The organism is Marinomonas maritima, from assembly GCF_024435075.2.
GTDB classification, from domain to species: Bacteria; Pseudomonadota; Gammaproteobacteria; order Pseudomonadales; family Marinomonadaceae; genus Marinomonas; species Marinomonas maritima.
In genome coordinates this window covers 1,170,370-1,193,750 of the sequence record NZ_JAMZEG020000001.1, presented here as the reverse complement: position 1 = coordinate 1,193,750, position 23,381 = coordinate 1,170,370, and the positions used below count along the sequence as shown (strand labels likewise).

23 protein-coding genes are annotated in these 23,381 nt (G+C 41.4%); 5 read left to right on the top strand and 18 right to left on the bottom strand.

Annotated elements, in window-relative coordinates; genetic code table 11:
* Position 1: 1 nt before the first annotated feature.
* From M3I01_RS05665 to M3I01_RS05630, 8 genes are all read right to left on the bottom strand, one after another.
* Positions 2 to 847: an ABC transporter ATP-binding protein gene (locus M3I01_RS05665; RefSeq protein WP_255894678.1), complete on the bottom strand. Its 846-nt coding sequence runs from the start codon at positions 845 to 847 to the stop codon at positions 2 to 4.
* Between the two features lie 132 nt (positions 848 to 979).
* Positions 980 to 1,951: an ABC transporter permease gene (locus tag M3I01_RS05660; RefSeq protein ID WP_275564966.1), complete on the bottom strand. Its 972-nt coding sequence runs from the start codon at positions 1,949 to 1,951 to the stop codon at positions 980 to 982.
* Between the two features lie 63 nt (positions 1,952 to 2,014).
* Positions 2,015 to 3,319, bottom strand: coding sequence for a CmpA/NrtA family ABC transporter substrate-binding protein (locus tag M3I01_RS05655; RefSeq protein WP_255894812.1), 1,305 nt, complete (start codon positions 3,317 to 3,319; stop codon positions 2,015 to 2,017).
* 459 nt (positions 3,320 to 3,778) lie between these two features.
* The gene (locus M3I01_RS05650; protein ID WP_255894677.1) at positions 3,779 to 4,969 is read right to left on the bottom strand and encodes a CmpA/NrtA family ABC transporter substrate-binding protein; all 1,191 of its coding nucleotides are present in this window, start codon (positions 4,967 to 4,969) and stop codon (positions 3,779 to 3,781) included.
* A complete protein-coding gene (locus M3I01_RS05645; protein ID WP_255894676.1) occupies positions 4,956 to 5,570 on the bottom strand; it encodes an ANTAR domain-containing response regulator in 615 nt (204 codons plus the stop codon). The genes M3I01_RS05650 and M3I01_RS05645 overlap by 14 nt, the downstream gene beginning before the upstream one ends.
* Positions 5,571 to 5,768: 198 nt before the next feature.
* On the bottom strand, positions 5,769 to 6,404 hold the full coding sequence (locus M3I01_RS05640; protein WP_255894674.1) for a response regulator transcription factor: 636 nt from the start codon (positions 6,402 to 6,404) through the stop codon (positions 5,769 to 5,771).
* A gap of 105 nt (positions 6,405 to 6,509) precedes the next feature.
* Positions 6,510 to 7,841 (bottom strand): HlyD family type I secretion periplasmic adaptor subunit, encoded by a 1,332-nt coding sequence (locus tag M3I01_RS05635; protein ID WP_255894673.1) that lies wholly within the window; start codon positions 7,839 to 7,841, stop codon positions 6,510 to 6,512.
* A gap of 2 nt (positions 7,842 to 7,843) precedes the next feature.
* Positions 7,844 to 10,132, bottom strand: a complete 2,289-nt coding sequence (locus M3I01_RS05630) for a type I secretion system permease/ATPase (protein WP_255894671.1) — start codon at positions 10,130 to 10,132, stop codon at positions 7,844 to 7,846.
* Positions 10,133 to 10,280: 148 nt separating this feature from the next.
* Here M3I01_RS05630 and M3I01_RS05625 point away from each other — a divergent pair, with 148 nt between their 5' ends.
* Positions 10,281 to 10,649, top strand: coding sequence for a hypothetical protein (locus M3I01_RS05625; RefSeq protein WP_275564965.1), 369 nt, complete (start codon positions 10,281 to 10,283; stop codon positions 10,647 to 10,649).
* Between the two features lie 40 nt (positions 10,650 to 10,689).
* Here the strand turns inward: M3I01_RS05625 and M3I01_RS05620 are convergent, their stop codons facing one another.
* From M3I01_RS05620 to M3I01_RS05600, 5 genes are read right to left on the bottom strand one after another with little or no spacing between them, the layout of a single operon-like run.
* Positions 10,690 to 12,639, bottom strand: coding sequence for a bifunctional diguanylate cyclase/phosphodiesterase (locus M3I01_RS05620; RefSeq protein ID WP_255894668.1), 1,950 nt, complete (start codon positions 12,637 to 12,639; stop codon positions 10,690 to 10,692).
* Positions 12,640 to 12,649: 10 nt separating this feature from the next.
* On the bottom strand, positions 12,650 to 13,339 hold the full coding sequence (locus M3I01_RS05615) for a transglutaminase-like cysteine peptidase (protein WP_255894667.1): 690 nt from the start codon (positions 13,337 to 13,339) through the stop codon (positions 12,650 to 12,652).
* A 7-nt stretch (positions 13,340 to 13,346) separates the two neighbouring features.
* A complete protein-coding gene (locus M3I01_RS05610; protein WP_255894666.1) occupies positions 13,347 to 13,640 on the bottom strand; it encodes a DUF1244 domain-containing protein in 294 nt (97 codons plus the stop codon).
* Between the two features lie 59 nt (positions 13,641 to 13,699).
* Positions 13,700 to 14,299 carry a tRNA-uridine aminocarboxypropyltransferase gene (locus tag M3I01_RS05605; protein ID WP_255894665.1) on the bottom strand — a complete coding sequence of 200 codons (600 nt, stop codon included), beginning with the start codon at positions 14,297 to 14,299 and terminating at the stop codon, positions 13,700 to 13,702.
* 7 nt (positions 14,300 to 14,306) lie between these two features.
* The gene (locus M3I01_RS05600) at positions 14,307 to 15,032 is read right to left on the bottom strand and encodes a pyridoxine 5'-phosphate synthase (RefSeq protein WP_255894664.1); all 726 of its coding nucleotides are present in this window, start codon (positions 15,030 to 15,032) and stop codon (positions 14,307 to 14,309) included.
* A gap of 146 nt (positions 15,033 to 15,178) precedes the next feature.
* Here M3I01_RS05600 and M3I01_RS05595 point away from each other — a divergent pair, with 146 nt between their 5' ends.
* The 3 genes from M3I01_RS05595 to M3I01_RS05585 all read left to right on the top strand — a co-directional run bounded on the left by M3I01_RS05595 (position 15,179) and on the right by M3I01_RS05585 (position 16,935).
* The gene (locus tag M3I01_RS05595) at positions 15,179 to 15,853 is read left to right on the top strand and encodes a DNA-3-methyladenine glycosylase I (RefSeq protein WP_255894663.1); all 675 of its coding nucleotides are present in this window, start codon (positions 15,179 to 15,181) and stop codon (positions 15,851 to 15,853) included.
* Positions 15,854 to 15,908: 55 nt separating this feature from the next.
* Entirely contained in the window at positions 15,909 to 16,550 is a 642-nt protein-coding gene (locus M3I01_RS05590; protein ID WP_255894662.1) for a DsbA family oxidoreductase, read from the top strand.
* Between the two features lie 190 nt (positions 16,551 to 16,740).
* A complete protein-coding gene (locus M3I01_RS05585; protein ID WP_112139708.1) occupies positions 16,741 to 16,935 on the top strand; it encodes a (2Fe-2S)-binding protein in 195 nt (64 codons plus the stop codon).
* A gap of 18 nt (positions 16,936 to 16,953) precedes the next feature.
* Here the strand turns inward: M3I01_RS05585 and bfr (M3I01_RS05580) are convergent, their stop codons facing one another.
* The 3 genes from bfr (M3I01_RS05580) to parC form a co-directional block, all read right to left on the bottom strand.
* Complete coding sequence (gene bfr / locus M3I01_RS05580) at positions 16,954 to 17,418, bottom strand: bacterioferritin (protein WP_255894661.1); 465 nt, start codon at positions 17,416 to 17,418, stop codon at positions 16,954 to 16,956.
* Positions 17,419 to 17,429: 11 nt separating this feature from the next.
* Positions 17,430 to 17,903 (bottom strand): bacterioferritin, encoded by a 474-nt coding sequence (bfr, locus tag M3I01_RS05575; RefSeq protein WP_112139712.1) that lies wholly within the window; start codon positions 17,901 to 17,903, stop codon positions 17,430 to 17,432.
* Positions 17,904 to 18,029: 126 nt separating this feature from the next.
* Positions 18,030 to 20,327, bottom strand: a complete 2,298-nt coding sequence (gene parC / locus M3I01_RS05570) for a DNA topoisomerase IV subunit A (RefSeq protein ID WP_255894658.1) — start codon at positions 20,325 to 20,327, stop codon at positions 18,030 to 18,032.
* Between the two features lie 185 nt (positions 20,328 to 20,512).
* Between parC and M3I01_RS05565 the strand changes: the two genes are divergently transcribed.
* Positions 20,513 to 21,226: a hypothetical protein gene (locus tag M3I01_RS05565; protein WP_275564964.1), complete on the top strand. Its 714-nt coding sequence runs from the start codon at positions 20,513 to 20,515 to the stop codon at positions 21,224 to 21,226.
* 25 nt (positions 21,227 to 21,251) lie between these two features.
* On the opposite strand, the gene M3I01_RS05560 is transcribed toward M3I01_RS05565, so the two are convergent.
* Positions 21,252 to 22,142 (bottom strand): GNAT family N-acetyltransferase, encoded by an 891-nt coding sequence (locus tag M3I01_RS05560; RefSeq protein WP_255894656.1) that lies wholly within the window; start codon positions 22,140 to 22,142, stop codon positions 21,252 to 21,254.
* Positions 22,143 to 22,472: 330 nt separating this feature from the next.
* Positions 22,473 to 23,351: an N-carbamoylputrescine amidase gene (gene aguB / locus M3I01_RS05555; protein WP_255894655.1), complete on the bottom strand. Its 879-nt coding sequence runs from the start codon at positions 23,349 to 23,351 to the stop codon at positions 22,473 to 22,475.
* Between the last annotated feature and the right edge of the window lie 30 nt (positions 23,352 to 23,381).

Sequence of the window (23,381 nt, the reverse complement as noted above, 5' to 3'; positions counted from 1 at the left end):
CTTAAGCATTCGAGACATAAGCATTAGTAGCTGGCTTTTTATTCTTAACCGCGACGATAGGCTCTACTTTGCGCTGTTTTTCATACAAAAAGGTCAATACTTGCGCGCGGTAATTCACGTATTTAGGATCGTTGGCAAGCGCTAAACGATCACGAGGACGCTCTAAGTCCACTTGAAGAATCTCGCCTATGGTTGCCTCTGGGCCGTTTGTCATCATCACAATACGATCCGATAGTAATACCGCTTCATCTACGTCGTGCGTAATCATAATGACGGTGTTATTGAGGTCTTTTTGAATGTCCATCAAGGAATCTTGAAGATGAGCCCGAGTCAGTGCATCCAATGCTCCAAAAGGCTCATCCATCAAAAGCACACTTGGTTCCATTGCCAAGGCGCGAGCAATACCGACACGCTGCTTCATTCCGCCTGATATTTCATCAGGACGCTTATCCGCCGCATGAGTCATATGTACAAGCTCTAGGTTGTGCATGATCCAGTCGTGCATTTCTTTTTTCGACTTGGTTTTTTTAAAAACCTGCTTTACTGCCAACTCAACATTTTGGTAAGACGTTAGCCAAGGCAGCAATGAATGATTTTGAAAAACAACCGCCCTCTCAGGCCCTGGTCCTTTTACTTCTTTCCCATCCAATAGAACGCCACCTTCCGTCGCATCATAAAGGCCGGCGACAATGTTAAGTACCGTCGATTTACCACAACCCGAGTGGCCGATAAGAGAAACAATTTCACCTTTCGCAATTTTCAGACTGACGCCATCTAACGCTTTGAACGAGCCTTTCGCGGTTGGAAATTCGATAGAAACTTTACTAATGTCTAGATGTGTTGCCATGCTATTCTCCAATGCCTCTATTTCTATTTAATGTATTTCTAATTAACGTATTTCTAATTAACGTATTTCTAATTAACGTATTTCTAATTAACGTATTTCTAATTAACGTATTTCTAATTAATGTATTTCTATTTAACGAAGCACTTGTGTTTTGTCCCAAGAGACAAAGCGCTGAACCATTAGCATGGCTCTATCCAATAAAAAACCGATGAAACCAATCATCAACACTGCCACCATGATTCGCCCTAAAGAGTCAGAACTACCATTTTGAAATTCATCCCAAACAAACTTTCCCAGCCCCGGGTTTTGCGCCAGCATTTCGGCCGCAATCAACACCATCCAAGCAATACCAAGTGACAACCGCAGACCGGTGAACATAAGAGGGATAGCAGATGGAATAACAATCTTAATGACGTGGGTGATCCAACCAAGCTGCAAGACTTTTGACACATTCAATAAATCTTTTTCAACAGCAGCCACACCCACAGCCGTATTAATAAGTGTTGGCCACATACAGCACAAGGTCACGGTGAACATCGAAGTCAAAAAGGATTTGGAAAACATCGGATCATCTGAAACATAGCTGGCGCTCACCACCATCGTGACCAAAGGCAACCAAGCGAGCGGAGAAACCGGTTTGAAAACTTGAATTACTGGGTTAAGCGCACTGTATACCGAGCTATTCAAACCGATCAAAATACCCAGCGGAATAGCAATAAAACTGGCTAAACCAAAACCGGCTAACACGGTATATAAGCTGGTGAATATTTGGTCAAAAAACGTTGGCTTGCCCGTGTAATCTATTAATCTGCCTTCATAGCTAGGATCTTTGGCTTGTCGAGCATCAATACGCTTTTCTTGACGCTCATAGAACTTGTCTTCTTTTATCCGCTCATTTTGATGTTCAGTGACCAGACTGTTCCACTGTTCGTATACAACAGTCGGTCCAGGAAACGTCCCTAAAGAAGTATGAACTCGGCTCGCACCGACTTGCCATAGCAAAACAAATACTAAAATCCCAAAGAGAGGAAGCAATACACTTTTTAACGAAACGCTTGCGACCCTTTCTTTTAATGACGCCATGGATACGCTGGGTATATTCATAAATCTTTTCTCACTCAATTTGACAAATAAGGCGGCCTATTGACCGCCTTGATATCACTTAAATTAAATTTGGTCGTCACCTTTCAAGCCAATTTTAAAGCTTTTCAGGTAATCATTAGGATGCTTGCCGTCGTAGGTAACACCATCAATAAACTCGCTTTGAGGTGCTTTAAAGCCATCTTCTTTATCAAAATCAGGAAACTCAGACGCCACCATCAAACCCTCTTCAATTAATGCTTTAGCCGCTTGAGCATAAACATCTGGACGATAAACCTCTTTCGCCGTTTTCATAAACCACTCGTCAGACTTAGGCTCAGCTATCTGCCCCCAACGACGCATTTGCGTTAAGTACCAGATCGCATCACTGTAATAAGGGTAAGTTGCGTTATGACGGAAGAAGACGTTGAAGTCAGGCACGTCGCGCTTATCATCTTTTTCATATTCAAAAGTTCCTGTCATACTGTTGGCGATAACATCGTAATCAGCACCGACATAGTCACTACGAGACAAGATTTCGACCGCTTCAGGGCGGTTAGCGTTGTTATTTTCATCTAGCCATTTCGCTGCTCGAATCATGGCTTTTACAACACGAATGTGTGTATTTGGATTTTCTTCTGCCCAATTACTGCTCACACCGAATACTTTTTCTGGATTATTTTTCCAAATTTCGTAATCGGTAATCACTGGAACACCAATACCTTTAAATACCGCTTGCTGATTCCAAGGTTCGCCTACACAGTAGCCATGGATCGTTCCGGCTTCCATTGTTGCTGGCATTTGTGGCGGCGGCGTCACAGAAAGCAAAGCATCCGCATTGATCTGACCACTCGTGTCACCTTTCGCTGGTGCATAGTAACCAGGGTGAATACCACCAGCGGCTAACCAATAACGTAACTCATAATTATGGGTAGAGACGGGGAAAACCATCCCCATTTTGAAAGGCTTGCCTTCGGCTTTATAACCATCAACAACCGGTTTTAAAGCACTCGCACTGATCGGATGAACAGGTTTTCCATCGGCATCATGTGGAATGTTCTTTTTCATTTCAGCCCAAACATCATTGGAAACCGTAATGCCGTTACCGTTTAAGTCCATGCTGAACGCGGTCACAATATGCGCTTTAGTGCCGTAGCCAATCGTTGCGCCAAGAGGCTGTCCCGCCAACATGTGTGCACCATCAAGCTGCCCGTCAATAACTCTATCCAGCAACACTTTCCAGTTAGCTTGAGCCTCTAGCGTGACGTACAAACCTTCTTCTTCGAAGTAGCCCTTTTCATAGGCAATTGCTAACGGTGCCATATCTGTCAACTTGATAAAGCCAAATTTCAGCTCTTCTTTTTCTGGGTAACCAAGCTCAGCCTGAGCCATACCGGAAAAAAACACAGTACCAACCAATAGAGACAGTCCTGCTTTTTTAGTGGTAGATGCGACTGTCGACAAAGATAAAGCCGCTTTAAAAGATCTCATAGTCATAGCCATGCTCCGCGTTAGAAAAGTAATAAAAACAAAAAAGGCGCATGTGAATCACAAAAAATGTGTTCACAGGCGCCTTTGCCATTCATAAATAGTTCTACATTGAACTATCTGTAATGTGGGTGACAATCAAGCATCGTTGCTTATTTCACCAAAATGTAAGTTTGGAAAACATACAGTAAGTTCTATATGTTTAACCTGATTTCTAAATATAAAGCATATGGCGTGCCAATAAAAATAAGATACTGATTTTATTAGTTTTTATTAAAATTCTTCGCGTTTATAAGCTCGAATAACATGAACCACCGTCGCTAACGCCCTATTTGCATGCGCAACGCACTATTAAAAGACACCCTATTCAGAAAATCCTTTTAAGATACCCTCTGGGTGTAAACGAATTTTCCTGCACGCAACCGCACCTAACCACTCTGACTCTTCTTGAGTAGATAAACGCCACGAATCATCCCGTTCAACCTCAAGCCCTAACGCTTGGTAATAAAGGTCTTGTCGATACACTTGTTCTGCCACATTATTAAGTGAAGTCACTTGAGTTAATTGCTGCCAACGATACATCTGCGCCATAATCCACAAAGCATAACTGGGTAAAGGCTTATTGGTTTCGTGACCTGAAAAACGCTGATACGCTTCCATCGGCCAATCAAACTGCCCTTTCGGCTTAATTGAACCAAACCCATAAATCAATTGCTCCATGGTGCAATTCAGATAATCTGGATGGCTTAATATATTCAAGAGCTCGGATCTGTTTTCGGGCTCATCCACCCAAGTACAGGCTTTTTCTAACGCTCGAATCATCGCAAGATGAATCTGTGGGTTTTTCTCGGCCCAGACAGAATTCACACCAAATACCTTTTCCGGCGTACTCCCCCAAATTTCATAGCCTGTCACCAGCATATGACCGGCGCCTTGCGCTACCGCAAGACTGTTCCAAGGCTCGCCAACACAATAGCCATCTATTTCACCCTTTTTTAGGCTATCCACCATTTTTACCGGTGGGACAACAATAATCTGAACATCTTTGTCTGAATCAATTCCCGCACAACTAAGCCAGTCTCTCAATTGATAATTATGAGAAGAGTAAGGGTAAACCATCGCAAAACGCAGTGGCTCGGATTGCGGCTCACGACTGTTTATGTACCTTTTTAATGCAACACCGGAACGAATCTCAGAAGGTGAATTAGCGTATTGCTGAAGCTGTTCATACAAATTATTGCTAATCGTAATGCCATTGCCATTATGACTAACGGTAAAACTGGTTTGCATGGCGGTTTTAATCGTACCAATACCTAAACTGGCCGCAATTGGCATAGACGCCAACATGTGTGCACCGTCCAGTAAATTGAATGCAACTTTATCTCTAATACTGGCCCAAGAGGCCTCTTTAGAAAGAACAACCTCAACCCCTTCCTGAATGAAGAAGCCTTTTTCATGAGCAATAACAAAAGGGGCGCAATCAATTAATGGGATAAAACCCACCCGGACAGGCTCGCTATTAAGAATAATGTTCATTGGCTTATTTAGGTTCACTTTGAACCTCCATTAATTCCATTACTGATATGATATTTCGGGCAACGTCGGTCATACGCTGGCTGCGATCCATCGCCAGCTTTCTAAGGGCTTGATAAGCAGCAGGTTCATCACATTTTTGATGCTTCATAATCAAGCCTTTCGCTTTGTCTATCAATTTTCTATCTTCAAGCTGGCTTTTTACCGACTCCAATTCAGAACGCAGCGCATGAAATTCACGAAACCTGGCTATCGCAACTTGCAGTATGGCTTTGACGCTGCCGCTTTTGACACCGTCTACGACATACGCACTAACACCCGCCCTAATAGCCGCTGCAACATGATGAGAGTCATCTTCTTCAGCAAACATCACGATGGGACGAGGATTATTTTGAGTGAGTCGCGACATATTTTCCAACACATCTCGATCAGGGGATTCGATATCAATAATGACCATATCAGGTTGAGATTCGGTTACTGCCTCGGTCAGATTTTTAGTATTATCAAGACGTCTAATAACGCGATAGCCGCTATCAATCATCGCCTGCTCAACAATAGCCGCTCTGGCGGGCTCATTATCAACAAGCATCACTGTTAACTCTTTTATTGGGGGCGCAGACATAGTGCACTCTCTTAAAAACGTAAAAATACATTTAAAGGTGCTGCAAAATATGCGCCATTTCGATACACAAGAATTAAAGACAAATAGAAAGTAAAAGCCCCGTTAGAGGAGCTCTATAGTGAATACAACGGTGAAGGAAAAAGAATAAGAGGAATAACGAGCGAAAGCAGTGCAGAGCACAGCTCAATAAGAACTAAATTAAAGCACAGAGTAATAACTCTGCGCCAACAATGCTAAAGCTAGTCGGTCTTTTGTATTGGTTTTTTTAAAAATTGACGTTAAATGTGCTTTTACCGTACGCTCGGTAATGTCCATTTCAAGAGCAATTTTTTTGTTCGACCATCCTTTCGCTATACATTGAGCCACGCTCAACTCACGCTCAGATAAGTCTTCCAATTCACTTTCATTAACCTGTGCCGTGGTTGCAGATTGCTGAATCAGCTGCTGAATAAATATTTTCCCACCCCAAATCTCACCAGAGTCAACGACAGACAACACCAGGTCCAATTGCTCTTTACCAATATAAGGTGCACATTGCCCACTCACACCAACAGAGAAAAGCCTTAACGCCGCTGCTTGGCTAGTCTGATTGGGAAATACAATAACTTTCAGATTTGGAAAGGCTGACCGCAATGCAACCACATCCTCAACCTGCTTCGAAAACGATTTGTCTTGTAAAAAAATAAAGCAATATTTGAATTCTAACGACGCCGTTTGAAGCGTTTCATACACATCACCTAACACTTCGACACGAACCAATGATGCATCAGCACTAATCACTTGATTCCAATGCTTCCATACGGCGTTATCTGTATTCCAACACAAAATTTTCAAAATAAATCTCGTCTTATCAAGTGCAATTTGGATATTCTAACCAGTAAAAAAAGCTAGAGTGTTAACATTTGTTACTTGTTAGCATTCCTACAGTATTTTTTGTAATTATCGCTCACGAAGCGCATTTTGCTGGGCTTTTAAGATAGGTTTTAGCAAGTAATCTAATAAGGTCTTTTTACCCGTAATAATATCTACCGTCGCTTGCATACCTGGAATAACAGGCAATGGGGCCTGCTTTGTCCCTAGATAGTTTTTATCGGTTCTAACCCTGACTAAAAAGAAGCTGTTTCCTTCTTCATCAAGAATAGTGTCCGCACTGATATTTTCCACCGTGCTATGCAAACCACCAAAAATAGCAAAATCATAAGCGGAAAGTTTCACCACAGCATTAAGGCCAGGCTGAATAAAACCAATATTTTCAGGGCGAACTTTCGCTTCAATCAACAAAGAGTCTTCAATGGGTACAATTTCCATCAAATTCATACCAGGCTTTATGACCCCACCGACCGTGTTCAATTGAATTTGTTTTACAATGCCTTTCACAGCCGATCGAACTTGTGTTCTGGAAACCTTGTCTTCAAGTGAAACACTGGCTTCTTTAAGCTGATCTAACTTACTTTTGACACTGGTTAAGTCTTCCTGAGCCTCCGCGCGAAACTGTGCATCGCTTTCTGCTAAATTACTTTGCGCTTCTTTCAAGGCGGAACGAGCACGAGGAATCGCCAATTGAGTCGCCTCTAAATCCCCTTGTAACTGGTTCACTTGACGCTCAAGCTGCAATAGCTCAACTCTAGAAACAGCACCTTGTTCAAATGCAGGACGTGTTAAATCTAACTCTTCTTTTGAAAATACATAACTCTGCTTCAGATTGTCTAGCTTTGCTTGCTGCTCAACAATCTCTTGTTTCCTTTGCTCAATTTGCTGCTGAAAACTCGCTTGGTTGGTGCGCAAAGATTCCAATCGATTATTGTATAAATCTAACTCTCGATTCACGACCAGAGGATATTGTTTCTTGATATCTGCATCAAACTCAGGTTCTATCCTATAAGACTCCGCCTGCAAACGAGTAGCACGGACTTGCAAATTCACAAACTCTGCTTGTTGCTCTCGCAATGATGACAACGCTTCCGTATTCTCAATCGTCATTAGAACTTGTCCGCTGTCAACCACCTGACCAACTTTGACATTTATTTCTTTTAGAATACCGCCTTCAAGGTTTTGTATCTGCTGCACCTGACTGGTGGGAATAACTTTACCATCACCAACCGTTACCTCATCCAGAGCTGTGTAATTAGCCCACACCAAAGCAGCAGCAACAAAAATGAAAATAACCCACAAAATGATCCTTCCACCCCGAGGGGTTTTTAGCATTAACGCCGCATTTCGATCCGTTAAATATTCTAAATCGTCTTGTGATATTGGGGATTTTTTACTCATAATTAACTGACCTTCAACTTACCTTGACGAAGTGCTTCATGTACTTGCGCTTTTGGACCATCAGCGATCAAGCGACCATTATCCATTACAATAATACGATCCACCATATCCAGCATAGAAGCCTTATGAGTAATAAGTATAAGAGTCTTGTCTTTAACCCCTTCTATCAAACGACGCTTCATTCTCGATTCAGTCGTATTGTCCATTGAGGCTGTCGGCTCGTCCAAAATTAGAATAGGTGGGTTAAATAATAACGCCCTTGCAATAGCAATGCTTTGGCGCTGACCACCAGAAAGTAACGCGCCACGTTCACCAACAAGACTATCTAGCCCATTGGGTTTTCGATTAGCAAACTCGGAGACGCCAGAAAGATCTGCTGCTCGAATAATGGCCTCGTCTTCCATGTAAGGAACGCCCATTACTATGTTGTCTTTGATAGAACCATAAAATAAATTTACATCTTGTGAAACAGAACCAACGTTTCGACGTAAATCTGTAGGGTTAACTTGTCGCAAGTCCACACCATCAATTCTTATCGCACCGCTGTCCGGTGTATAAAGCCCTGTCATCAATTTACCAAGCGTCGATTTACCTGAACCGATACGTCCGATAATGGCTACTTTTTCGCCCTGCTTAATATTAATATTAATGGCACTCACCGCAGCTTGCTCTTGGTCAGGATAAGCAAAGTTAACCGCCTCAAACTGAAATTCGCCTTTAAACAAAGGCCTATGAACAAATTTAACGTTATCTGGTTTTTCTACCGGCGAGGCCATGATTTCATTAAGCGAAGTAAAAGCCGATTTAGCTTGGTTATAGCGCGTCGCTAAACTGGCGACCTGTCCCATTGGACCGAGCGCTCGACCCGTTAACATGACGGCAGCAACCAAGGCCCCCATACTCATGTTACCTTCAGATATCTGATAGACACCAACAATGACAATGATCACAGTCGTTAACTGCTGGGCCACCATCGCAAAAGAAGAAGAGGACTGAGATAGTTGACGAGTTTTCACCCCCCAATCTGCAATGTTTCCAACCGCATTTTCCCATTGTTTTTGAAACACACCTTCCGCGTTATTAAGCTTAACGCTTTCTGCGTTATAAAGACTTTCAATCAAGACGGCATTTTTCTGCGACGCTGTTTTTTGACCTTCTTCTATCGAGCGACGTAACGGTATTTGAATAATGACGCTGTATAAAACGATCAATGCTATCGTCACAATGGGAATATAGCCAACTGGGCCGCCTATAAGCCATATCACACCGATGATTAAAAACATAAAAGGAATATCAACTAAGGTCGTGATTGAAGCAGACGTTATAAAGTCACGAATACTTTCAAATTCTTGAAGGTTTTTAGCAAACGCGCCAACAGATTTTGGCCGTGACGCCATAGTAATATTACTAACTTTGGCAAAAATGGTAGCCGATATTAATATGTCGGATTTTTTCCCCGCGATATCGATAAAATAGGCACGTAGTGTTCGTAATAAGAAATCAAATAAATAGACAACCGCCGCACCGATAGCCAACACCCAAAGTGTATCAAATGCATTATTGGGTACAACTCGGTCATACACGTTCATCACAAAAAGTGGACTCGCTACGGCAAAAATATTGATGAGTAACGAGGCAATAAAAACATCGCGGTATATACGCCAAGAACCAACAATAGTTCCCCAGAACCAATGACCTTTTTTACCATCTTCTTCGTCACTTTTTTCAGAACGTTTATCAAATTGATACAACGGACGAACAAAAAAACAATAACCGGTAAAGGATTCATCAAGGTCTGCCAGCGGCAATACTATCTCACCTTCTCCAGACTCTGGGCGAAGTATCTTTGCTGTTCCCTTCGCATTGTCCATTTCCAATAAAATACAGGCTTGTTTGTCTTTCAACAAAAGTACAGTGGGAAGCACCATATCTGGAATTTTCTTTAAAGCACGCTTAACAAAGCGTGAGCTGATTCCTATGCGTTGAGAAGCGCGCTGAAAAAGTTCAGGCGTCATTGCATTATCAGTAATAGGTAAGCCGGCAGCAATGCCATCTGCTGTATAGGGGTTATGGAAGTATTTACTCAATAACACGAGGCAATCTAGTAGTGGATTTGGGTATTCTAATGACGCACCTTGCGTCTTCCATTGCAGGTCATCCACTTTAGAGTCTTCTGTGTTTGGCTCCTCTATTATATCCTCGTCAGATCCGTTGATGATTTCACTTTCTTCGTGAGAATCATTTTCTACAGATGACGAAGCGTTCTGTTCCGAACGATCAGAGTCAGACATACCCTCTTTTCTCCTAAACTACCAAAAATCTGATTTACAAAAGCAACAATACAATGACGACAACTATAGCTTAGAATAGTGTGTATTAGGTAGTATGTGAAGCGAAGTAATCGCCTTACTACAAATTGAAACATATAAGGAAATCAATATGCTATACGCAAAAGTCAATGAAAATGGTGAGATTATTGATGTTGCCACATCCCAGTCAGACGATTATTCATTATTAGTCGCACCAAATGAACCGTCAGTTGCGAGCATATTAGAAAAAAAATTCACCGCAACAAGCACCAGTACCCAAGAGATACTGTCTGAATCAGACAGTGAAATGATGCGCATTTTAGAAGATTTAATCGATCTTCTATCAGAAAAACGCTTAATACAATTTACCGAGCTACCTTTGCCTGCCCAAAAGAAATTACTTGGTAGAAAATGGGTTCGTGGCGTACACAATGGCCAAGACGATAGTTTAATGGTCGATGCTCATAACATAGAGGGAAGTGATGATTCTTTAATTTGAGTCCATCACTTTCGTTAAAGTCAGATATAATTCGACTTTTTTACATATCTTTCGCACGCCCAACAATAAACCCTTGCCCGCCAGCAAGGTCAAAGCGTTTTAAAGCAACTAATTGCTTCTCGTTTTCTACGCCTGTTGCAATAACTTCGATATTTAAGCTATTGAACATCTTGCAAAGCGTATGCATAAAGAAGGATTCAGACTCCTTGCCAGCAGCCATACGAGTATAAGATGAGTCAACTTTGACATAGTCTGGCATAAGATTTTGCAAATACTGGAAGGCCGAAAACTGCTTACCCACATTATCAATGCCAAATAAGACATGCTGCGCCTTCAGCATTTGTGCCAATGTACTGGCTTGCTGCTCATCAAGTAAAACGCTCTGTTCTGAAATTTCAAACATCAGCTTACTTTTTACACCAACCTCAAGATGACTTAACGTTTTGTTTAGCCACTCAATAAAGGCTGGCTTAGCATAAGAAGAAGCGGATAAATTCACCGTTAAAGGAATCTCCAACTTCTTAGACCTAATATACTCAATGACCCGACTAATAATCACCTGATCAATTTGGCTCCCTAAATCAAACTGCTCAGCTAAGCCAATAAAATACCCTGCATGGTAGGTCTTACCCGCATGTTCTAACCCCATAAACACCTCTTCATGAAGTGTGATTGGAGACTCATCTATGGTCACAACTTTCTGTTTTTTAAGCTTAAAAGATCGATGTTGTATGGCTGCTTCCAATATTTCTTTCCAGGAGCTACGACTAATAGCCATGCTTTGACCTGTATTGAGATCATACACCTTACTGGTATTACTGCCTTCATGCTTCGCTTCACGTAATGCAGCATCTGCTTGCGACATGGCGCTTGAACGCTCTACAGAACCATCAATAGTGACCGCACCAATGTTAGCAACAGCAGACGAATAGCTGATACTACCAATATTCAATTCCATCAACTCTACCATAACGTCATCGACAACCTGTTTAAGCTGAGCGTGATCAAAATTCGGAATTAATAAAACAAAATCAGCCCCAGATAAACGGGCCAAGGTAGTATAAGAGGATATATTCAATATTTTTTTGGCTAATATATCCGCAGCTGACTGAATAAACATATCCGCCGATTCATAGCCCCGTTCGTTATTAAGTTTGGCCAAGTCCGTTAAACTCACCAATGCAAGACCATCTATTCCTCGCTCTCTCTCTGAAAAGTGCGATTTCATCTGATTTTCGAAAAAGTGCCGATTACCTAACCCACTGACAGGATCTTTAAATGCTTTAGCCTGTAACCATTGGGCAGTCTCCACTTCAGATGCAAACTCCTTCTTTAATTTTTCAACCATACGATTCATCGAGAGAACAACAGATTTCAGTTCCCGAGTCTTTGGAACATCAATCACCTTAATAAAGCGGCGCTGCTGTATTGCTTCAGCTTGTTTTTCAAGCTCCGCTAAAGGTCTAAATAAATAGCGTAACGCAACACTTCCTAAAATGAGCGTAATCGAACCAATGACAAAAAATGATATTAACAAGTCACGTGAAGCAAGCCACAGCTGATTGTAACCATACCCAGCACTACCCGTAACATAGACCTGTCCGAGCTCGCTCCAACCATTTGAAATAACTGCTTTCGCAACGGGAACCTTAAAGTCAATAAGATTAATAAACCAACCAGGAACGCCATCAATTTTGGTTTGATTTGAACGAATAATGCTCTTATCATTATCGTAAATGTGAATTCGCACTTCAGAAAAATACCCACTGTCGAACACCGCATTGATGCTGCTTTCAACAGACACATAATCCTCTAGCGCCATAAAATCTGACACAGACATGCTTAATGATGTTGCTGAATCCTGCGTTGTTGACTCCAATTGTCCGACTAAATAGCCTTTTGTAGTGTTAAAGTTGATGCCCATTACAACCGCAAGCATCAGTGAAAATATGGCGATTATCGTCATCATTAATTGGCGGAACAGCGTCATCTATGTTCTCCTAATTTGTAATCGTATTAAGTCGATTATTTAAATCTGTCCATAAGCTCAATCGTGATGAGCCTCCTACCAACACACCGCGCCCTTTTTCTTTTGAAAGCCATAAATTTTCAGCATTAAACGAATAAATAGGCAACAAGTCATTGCGCTTTGACGCGGGTTTCAATTCTTTATCAATATTGTCGAGCAAAACGGGGATGGACGTTGGTTTGTGATAATACGCCAACACCATATGATGCTGATTGAGCGTTAACGCCTTAACGTAAACCAAACGCAGCTGCTCATCTGGAACCCCAAGCTCTCTAAGTGTGAAATATTTTGCGATCGTAAAATCCTCACAATCGCCTGCTTGCATTCCCAAAAATTCAATCGGTGTTGCCCAATAATCTTCTTTACCCCACAACTTAATATCGTCAACAAAATCCATTTGATTAAAAAAATTATTAACTTGCGTAAGCTGATCGACAATTGACAGTGCTTTAGAGTCCTCTATCAGTCGGCGCCACGCCAAGATGCGTTTCTCAGCGCCCGATCCATAGATAACACCAGTCTGCTTGGCCAATGTACGATACTTCTCTGAAACATCGGCATACAACCATAACTGTGGAATGAAACACATAATAAGAAGCACACAAACAAACCGTTTGGTGCTGCTTAAAAAAGAAAAAAACGAATTAAATCGCTTTTTCATATCAAATTTACTTATCAGACTTAGACTTTGCATTAAAATCGGCAAGTTGTTGCGCTGTCGCTGCTGGCTGATACTTTTCCTTCCAAGCATCATAAGGTTCGCCATAGACAAACTCTCGCGCCTCGTCATAGTTTATTTTGACGTTTTGCTGTTCCGCTTCGGCCATATACCACTTACTCAAACAGTTACGGCAAAAACCTGCTAAATTCATAAGGTCAATATTTTGCACCGATTTATTATCGTCTAGATGTTTCAACAGACGACGCAAAACGGCGGCTTCAATCTCTGTTTGTTTGCTCATAATACGCTCTGATTTCTCTTTTATATGGTCGTCATAAGGGCGGCTATTTATAAAAATAGTCAATCATCATGACGATGACTCAGTGGTTGTTTTCTCCATTGCCACTCTTGTGCTGCCAGCATAAATTCTCGCAGTGGCTGCATATTATCCCCTGCCACTTGCTCAATACTATAAGCACATGCTTCTAGGGTTGATAAAGACGTATCATTTGGTGACTTTCGAATCCTGTATTGCCCCATCGGCGGCTGTGAAAAACTAACTGCACCAAAAATACGTAATAAGGGTTCTGTAAAATACAGTTTTTTGGCCTTACGCCAAGTCGCATCAATGAAAATCAACCCTTCGATATCTGACGCCTCTTCCACCTCAATAGACTCCACTGCAACAGCGGCATCACAAGGAAAAACAAGACGCCATTTAGCAGGGTCTTTCTGTGATAATACATTTTTTAAAACATCTACATTTGCCGTTGAAATACATTCCACTGACGTCAACGCTAACCGCAAGAGTGATACAGTATTCTTCGCGTGCTTAGCCTCTTTCGGGTCTTGTAGGATGACTATGTTTAAGTGAGTAGAAAGCCTAGGCACCCATTCACAAACGCACTGTGTCACTAAAAAACCACAATTTCTACAGTATGCTCTTTTTCCTATCTGCATCTTGTCATTACGCCAATTTGGCCAAGTATGCCCTCACAACATTATCCCAACCAAGATCTAATGCCTCTGCGGTAAGTGCATGCCCAATCGATACTTCCATTATTCTACCTTGCTCACACAAAGCCTGAACATTATTCAAGTCTAAATCGTGGCCGGCATTCACCCCCAACCCAACTTCTAAGGCGGCTTGGGCTGTTTTTTGATAAACAGCAAGAACATCGTCAAAGCCTTCTTTCCCATAAGCATTGGCATACGCCTCGGTATAAAGCTCGACCCGATCAGCACCAATTTCTTTTGCTAAAGCCATATTTTCGGCATCAGGATCCATAAACAATACAACACGAATACCTTTCGCTTTTAATTTTGCTATCACGGGGCGCAATGCATCTTGGTCTCGTGCGATGTTCCAGCCATGATCAGACGTCAGTTGATTTGGATCATCCGGTACAAGCGTACATTGATCTGGCTCCACGTCTAAAACCACATCCAAAAACTGTGCGTCAGGGAAGCCTTCTATGTTCAATTCAGCACCCGGAAAACGCTTTAATAGGGTTTTCAAATCATGAGCGTCTTGATAGGTCGCATGCCGCTGATCAGGCCTTGGATGTATGGTAATACCAAACGCACCTAACGCCAGCGTTCGCTCCGCCATCTCGACCATATTAGGGTAATTTCTTCCTCGAGAATTTCGAAGTAAACCAATTTTATTCAGATTAACGCTTAAGTGTGTCATTCAAATTCTCTCGACTGGATCATTTAGACTCATTATAAGACAAACACATAGCGTCCATCACTAAAATACCAAACAAGATATCGGCTCAATCCATTATATACACCAAAGCTTATGATAAACTGAGCACCACAAAATAGGAGCCCTGGATGAAATACGAACTCTTTCAATCCATTTACGATCGGGCAGCGCTTCGACATGGTGGAAAAAATCACCTTGAACCAATGCTCTCACGACCATTAACTCCGTCACAATTGAATCAACATAGTGACGATCGATGGTTAGCGTCTTTTTCTCAAAAAGTCTTTCAGTCAGGTATTAACTGGCAAGTTGTACGCAATAAGTGGCCAGGATTCGAAACTGTTTTTTTCAATTTTGACATTGAAAAAATGCTACTCATCCACAACGAAATGTGGGAAGAAAAAGCCAAAGATATTCGCATTATTCGAAATTTTGGCAAAGTTATGACTATCAGAGAAAACGCGTTAATGATTAGCGAATGCCAATCAAGCCACGGTTCTTTTTCTCATTTCATTGCTAGCTGGCCTAATGACGATATTATAGGCCTATGGGCTTATTTGAAAAAAAATGGGGCGCGGCTTGGTGGAAATACGGGGCCTTACACACTAAGAGCCATGGGTAAAGACACCTTTATGCTGACAAAAGATGTCGAAGGTTATTTACGTTTACACGACATTATTACCACAGGAAGAGACACGCAATCTGCGTGGAAAGCGGCACAGCGAGCGTTTAACCATTGGCACCAAGAAAGTGGACGCTCTTACACTGAAATCAGCCAATGCATTGCGTTAAGCGTCAATTAAACCGCTTTAAACTCAACATTACACTATTCCATTTTTTATATTTTTAGGAGAACTCATGTCCGACCTGCGTATAGATATTATTTCTGATTTAGTCTGTCCTTGGTGTTACTTAGGCTATTCACGCCTAAAACAAGCCATAGAACAACTCGGTGATGACTATAAGATAGACATCCGCTGGCAACCTTTTGAACTGCATCCAGACATGCCTGCAGAAGGTGCAGACAGAGAGACTTTTCTAGGTGAGAGATTTGGCAGTTCAGAAAAACTGAACGAAGCCACACACGCACTACAGCAAGTCGGCATTGAGGCAGGGATCCAATTCAATTTTTCAGAAAAAGACCGCCTCCCAAATACCAAGCTTGTTCACCAGTTTGTGCTCGCAGCTGCTAAATCAAACCTAGCCACACCTTTTGTTTTAGCAGTGTTTCATGCCTATTTCACCGATGGAAAGAACATTGGGTTAACCAGTGTATTAGAAGAAACCGCTCTTAGTATTGGTATGCAAAAATCAGATATTGAGTACGCCCTTAGCTCAGAGGCTCAAACACTTACAGAGAAAAAACTAAAACACCTGCGCAGCTTAGACATTAACTCTGTGCCAACGTATGTGATTAACGATAAGTTCATGATTCAGGGAGCCCATGATCCAGAGTCTTTTCTCAAAGTTCTTAACGATATCGCTGAAAAAGAAGCCTAAAGCCCACCGTGTACCTGAATTCAAGCTCTAACCGAGGGTTAAATCTCTTTTTAACCCTCTTCTTAAATTTTTCTAAAAAAATAAAAAAACTATCAAAGGATAGAAACAGATAAATTTTTATCTATTGATAATCATTAGCATTAAAAATACAATCGTTAGATCAAAACATTAGTGCGAGTGATTTTCATTTATGTATGTTTGTATTTGTAATCAGGTATCAGACAAAGACATCAAAGCGTCTATACAGGAAGGGGCGACTACCATGCGCGCTCTGTATAAAGAGCACAACATTGGTAGTCAATGCGGCAAGTGCTGCCAATGCGCAAAAAAACTACTTAATAATGAGCTTATCAAAATAGCAGAAACGCAATATCAAGTTGCTTAACTCTCAACAACCAAACGATTACATCTTAGATTGAAGGTAGTTTTCCAATCCAGAAGCACCGATCAAATGCTGCTGAGTTTCAAGCCAATCTATTTGTTCCTCTTGCTCTTCTAAGATTTTTTCTAGCGTATCACGGCTCATAAAATCTTTTTTCTGCTCACACAAATTAATCGCAAATTTCAGTGCAGACAATGTATCCAGTTCAAACTCTAAATTTGCCGCAATCATTTCTTCGCTATTTTCACCAATGCGAAGACGACCAAGGTCTTGAAGGTTTGGCAAACCTTCCAAAAATAAAACACGCTCAATCAATCGGTCGGCATTCTTCATTTTTTGGATAGATGTTTTATAGTCTGCTTTATCTAAAGCACTGAAACCAAAATCTTTAAACATACGAGCATGTAGAAAATATTGGTTAATACCAACTAATTCATTAGCCAACACCTTGTTCAGATTGGTAATAACACCACGATCACCTTTCATAAAATATCCTCCTAATTACCCATCTGAGATTGGTAGTAATTCTGCATGCCTATTTTTTCCATTAGACCAAGCTGCTGCTCTAGCCAATAAACATGATCTTCTTCTGTATCAAACAACAGTTTCTCAAGCGTTTCACGCGTTTGATAATCGCCTTCTAACTCACAAACAGCAATCGCCTCACGAACACAGCTAACCACTTCTAGCTCAAGCGTTAAATCATTTGAGATCATAGATCGAAGATCAGAACCGATCAGCAGATCGCGACGCTTGGTCATGCATGGAACACCTTCCAAAAACAAAATTCGCTTGATAAGCCAGTCTGAATGCTGAGTCTCTTCTTCCATTTCGTGATTGAGACGCTCATACAATTTATTCAAACCCCAATCATCATACATACGAGAATGTATAAAATACTGGTCAATTGCAGCCAACTCATTTGCTAATAAAGCATTTAAACTGTCTATTACTTTTTGACTACCTTTCATTGTCGTTTCCTCTTACTTGATCGTGAATTCACTTAACATAGTGAATTATATATTCAGCTCTTATCTATAAATGGGCATCGTAACCTAGCTAATAAGCTTATGACCTCAATGCCAATTTATCCATTATTAAAATAAATCTTGTTTGGGCGCTTCATCGACTTTAGCCAATTTACCCTCACCTACTTTCACCTCAAGCCCATCTATTCGCTGAAAACCTCGCGGAAGTTTTAAGCCTCTACGTCCACGCTCTCCAAGGTATTCTTCTAAATCTTTTTCCGCGAAAGACATAAAGCGCTTACCAGCATAAGCGGTCAAAAGATCATTAGGCTGAACACACGCAATGGCAACGACTAGCTCTTCTCGATCAGCGGCACGTGACGTTGGTATACTGATCATTTTGTTGCCCTTACCTTTTGCCATTTGCGGCAAAGAAGCCACATCAAATGCGAGCATACGCCCTTCATTCGATATCGCTACAACTCGACCTTTCTCAGGGCTCTGGACAAACACTGGCGACATGACTTGCGCACCTTTTGGCAAGCTCAAAGTCGCCTTACCCGCTTTGTTTTTTGCATACAAATCTTTCAATTGAGCAACAAATCCGTAGCCGGCATCACTGGCGATCAAATAATGAGCATCTTCGTTGTCTAAAATCATTGAGACAATAGTGGCCTCTTTCTCTAACGAGATGCGCCCAGTAATAGGTTCACCTTGTCCACGAGCAGAAGGCAGTGAGTGCGCTTTAATCGAATAAGTTCGACCATTAGAAGCAAGTAGAGCAAGCGTTTGATTTGATCGCCCTTTGGTACTGATTAAAAATTCATCTCCAGATTTATAGCTCAAGCCATGAACGTCAATATCATGGCCTTTCGCAGCGCGAATCCAGCCTTGTTTTGAAATAACCACAGTAATAGGGTCATTAGACATCAAGTCTTCTTCTGTAAACGCTTGAGACTCTTTACGAGCAACAATTGGCGTTCGTCTGTCATCGCCAAAGGCATCAATGGCTTCTTGAATTTCATCGGTAATAAGTTTTTTTAACTTGCGATCAGAAGACAATAGACCTTCTAGTTGCTTACGCTCTTTTTCCAATTCATCTTGTTCGCCCTTGATGCGTATTTCTTCAAGTTTAGCAAGATGGCGTAGTTTCAATTCAAGAATTGACTCAGCCTGTATATCAGTCAAACCAAAACGAGCCATTAGCTCGATTTTTGGTTTTTCTTCCGTTCGAATTATATCGATGACTTCATCAATATTTAGAAAAGCAATTAATAAGCCTTCTAATATATGTAAACGGTTCAGTACTTTATCGAGTCGAAATTGTAAGCGGCGGCGTACTACATCAATACGAAAACGCAGCCATTCAGATAAGAAATTCTTGAGCGGTTTAACTTGAGGCAATCCATCCAAACCAATCACGTTCATGTTCACGCGATAAGATTTTTCAAGATCTGTTGAGGCAAAAAGGTGTGTCATGACAGAATCAATATCAACACGATTTGATTTAGGAACAATGACCAACCGAGTCGGGTTTTCATGATCTGATTCATCACGTAAATCAACGACCATAGGCAATTTTTTCGCCTGCATTTGCGCCGCAATTTGCTCTAATATTTTGCTACCAGACACTTGATGAGGCAGTTCATTTACAACAATTTCACCCTCTTCAATAGTAAAACGAGCTCTGGCTTTAATCTGCCCTTTGCCTGTTTCGTAAAGCCTAACGATATCACTTCTTGGTGTGATAATTTCGCCACCCGTTGGAAAATCAGGTCCCTGGACAAAATTGAGTAGATCGTCTAACTCCGCCGTTGGATTATTAAGAAGGTGAATACAGGCGCTACCAATTTCACGCAAGTTATGTGGTGGAATATCCGTTGCCATACCGACAGCGATACCTGTCGTACCATTCAGCAATAAGTTGGGTAAACGCGATGGCAACACCGATGGTTCTTGCAAAGTACCATCAAAATTAGGAGTCCAATCCACAGTACCTTGACTAACTTCTCTTAATAATAAGTCAGCATATTTTGACAGTCTAGACTCGGTATAACGCATAGCGGCAAACGATTTTGGATCATCTGGTGCCCCCCAGTTACCTTGCCCATCAACCAAGGGGTAGCGATATGAAAAAGGTTGAGCCATCAACACCATCGCTTCATAGCAAGCGCTATCACCATGAGGGTGAAATTTACCAAGCACATCACCAACGGTACGAGCGGACTTTTTGTATTTCGCACTGGCCTTTAGACCCAGCTCACTCATCGCATAGATTATGCGCCGTTGTACAGGTTTTAATCCGTCACCGATATGCGGTAACGCTCGATCAAGAATAACGTACATGGAGTAATTCAAGTACGCTTTTTCTGTATAGTCTTTTAATGAAAGGGTTTCATTCGACTCGAAATTTGACAACTCACTCAAGGAAACTTTCCTTCTACATCGTTTGCATGTGTAAATTATTGGCACATGCGGATTTCATAAACTACCTATGGGTTCAACTATAAAGAAACACCCCAACACACTGCAACACTCTCCGTAAGATTATCATGGAAAGGTCGCTATTCTCGTGTTTCAATAGCATTGGATTATTGAAAAGGCACTGGATAATGAACTTAGCGGATCACAACACTCTCGCCCCGACGACCTACAGTCTTGGGGAACCCAGTAAGCACACTATCATCCATCAAAAAAATGATCTTTTTGTTGCTCATGAGCATCTTTTTCAAAATGCCACACCCACTCGATTTTACCACCATCAAGTTGACACTTTTATTTTCATTATGAAAGGTGAGTTGTATTTACAACAAAGCACATCAAACAACGAACAAGAGTCAGTAATAAAAAAACACCAAGGCATCTGGCTAAAAGCGCTAACAATTAATAGCATCACACTACTTAGTCCGACAGTCGAACTGTGTTTAATACGCCTACCGTCAACAACCAACACAACAAAAAACGATGCATTAATAAAAGTGTCGTCTGGTTCCGTTGAGTCGACACTAGAAAGAAACAAAATCAAGACTTGGCCACTCTGGAAAGGAGTCTCGGAGCATATCGCTTTAGAGCTATACCCACCCCACTACTCTGAAACACTTTATTATCAGAAGATGGCTACACAATATTTTCTTCCATTAAATGGCACTATCTATATAACCAATGAACAAAAGCATTCTGATGCCTGCCCAGACTTGGGGAAAATCATTCCAAAAAAAATCCCCAGGGCCATTTTAAATCCAAGCACAGAAAGCATCACTGTCTTATCAGTTACAGTACAGCAACACACTAAAGGGCGAGTTTTATTACTCAAAAAATCAAAATAAAGAAACGTTACTTTTATTAGTATTTTTAGCGCAATACTAATGCGGTCAAAATATGGTCTTCCCAGCATCCGTTGATTTTCAAATAATTCCTTGCTACACCTTCTTTATCAAAGCCCAATTTATGCAGTACGGCTGCGCTTCGAGCATTTCTCGGCATGTAGCTTGCCTGTATCCGATCAATATGAAGCTCTTTATGAAGATATTCTAAACCCGCACTTAACACTTCTTGCATCACACCTTTGCCCTGCTCACTCTCTCGTACGCTATAGCCGAGATTACAAGCCTGAAAGACACCTCGAACGATATTGGAGTAATTACTATAGGCGAGCATCTTGTCTTCATTAGGGGACAAGAGACAGAACACGATGCCTTTATCTTCCAAGAAATCTCGACGCATTTCTCGAACACGTAACTGACAGGTTTCAAGGGAATAATAACCTTCGCTTCTTAAAGGTTCCCATGGTGTAAGGAAACTCCTTTCTTGATTAATATAATCATACAAAAGAGGGGCTTGAGCTTCCTCTAATATCTTCAACACACCTATCTTCGTAACAATCCGAGGAAAACGTGAAGCATGCAAATCTTGGTTAGGCTTGCGCCTAAAGGATACATCCCCGATCACTTTAAACAATTTTAATGAGTATTCTTCATACCAAAAACTTTCACCAATGGATAAGGTCCTTCGATGAACATCGTGGTTTAACCAAGCCTCTGCTGCTTCTCGGGTTTCCCAATAGGTCATCAGCAAATCCATTTCGCCCGCACCATATTCAGCACAAAGATAACCAGTCTGTTTTTTGGCCAATTCGAGTGTTTTTTCTGCCATTAATCGGTAGGTCAAGTCGTTCAGTAGCAACTTACTAGACAATAAGACGGCAAAATAAGGCAGTGTATTGGGGGAACTAAATACGGTCATCGGCTCTCTAAAATAAATGGCTAGATTTTTATAAATACGTGTAGATAGAATTTTATCCGCGCTTATTTTAATATCTCAGGCTATAGTTAGTATTAACCTCTTGGACAGATCTATACTGACGAGGACACTATTTTATAGAGCCTTGTAATACAAAGTAGCTATTATGCTTTACAGTGCCGTCAGATAAATGCACAACACGATTTATATACTTTATTTAGGCTTCGAAAAGCCAAGTGTAAATGGATCTTCCTTATTGAGATTCCTCCCCTAAATCAATAAGGATATGGATAGCTTTGTGCCCGCATCATGCGGGCACCTTTTTGTTTTTGTCTACTTTTCCCAAGTAATACCCGCACCCGAAGTGATTGCTTGATATTGATCTGGTCGGCGGTCACGAAACAAACCAAAGGACCGACGCGCTTTACGTATGGCCTCTAAATCATATTCTGAATATAAAATAGTACTTTCATCTCGTCCAGCAACACATTTCATAGCACCCATTTCATCCGTCATGAAAGACGAACCATAGAACTGAATGAAACTATCATCCCCCTCCTCCCTACCAACACGGTTTGAAGCAATAACTGGCACCATATTGGCCGCAGCGTGCCCCTGCATGGTTCTTTGCCAATGATCTTTCGAGTCCCATTCAGGATATGGAGGCTCAGAACCAATCGCTGTAGGATAAAAAATTAATTCAGCGCCCTTTAAAGCCAATTCGCGAGCTAATTCTGGAAACCACTGGTCCCAACAAATCCCACAACCAATACGTCCAAACTGGGTATCCCACACTTTTATACCAGTATTTCCAGGGGTGAAATAATATTTTTCTTGGTAGCCAGGGCCATCAGGAATATGCGTTTTACGATACAAATCCATCACGTCACCATTGGCATCAATCATCACCAAGGAGTTGTAAAAGACGTTCCCATCACGCTCAAAAAAACTAATAGGCAAAACCACACCCAGCTCTTTAGCAAGCTTACTCATGGTTTGAATAGCCAAGCAATCATTAACAGGCTGAGCCCAATCAAAATAGGCTGGTTTTTGGTCAATACAAAAATAGGGCCCCATAAACAATTCTTGCAACAGAATGATATTCGCATGATGTGCAGCGGCTTCTCTTACCTGAGCAACAGCATTGTCTAAATTCGCTTGCAAATCATTACTAACCGCCATTTGAACGCAGGCCACTTTTACGTTATTCATATTTCTACCTCCAAAAAAGTATGCATCATT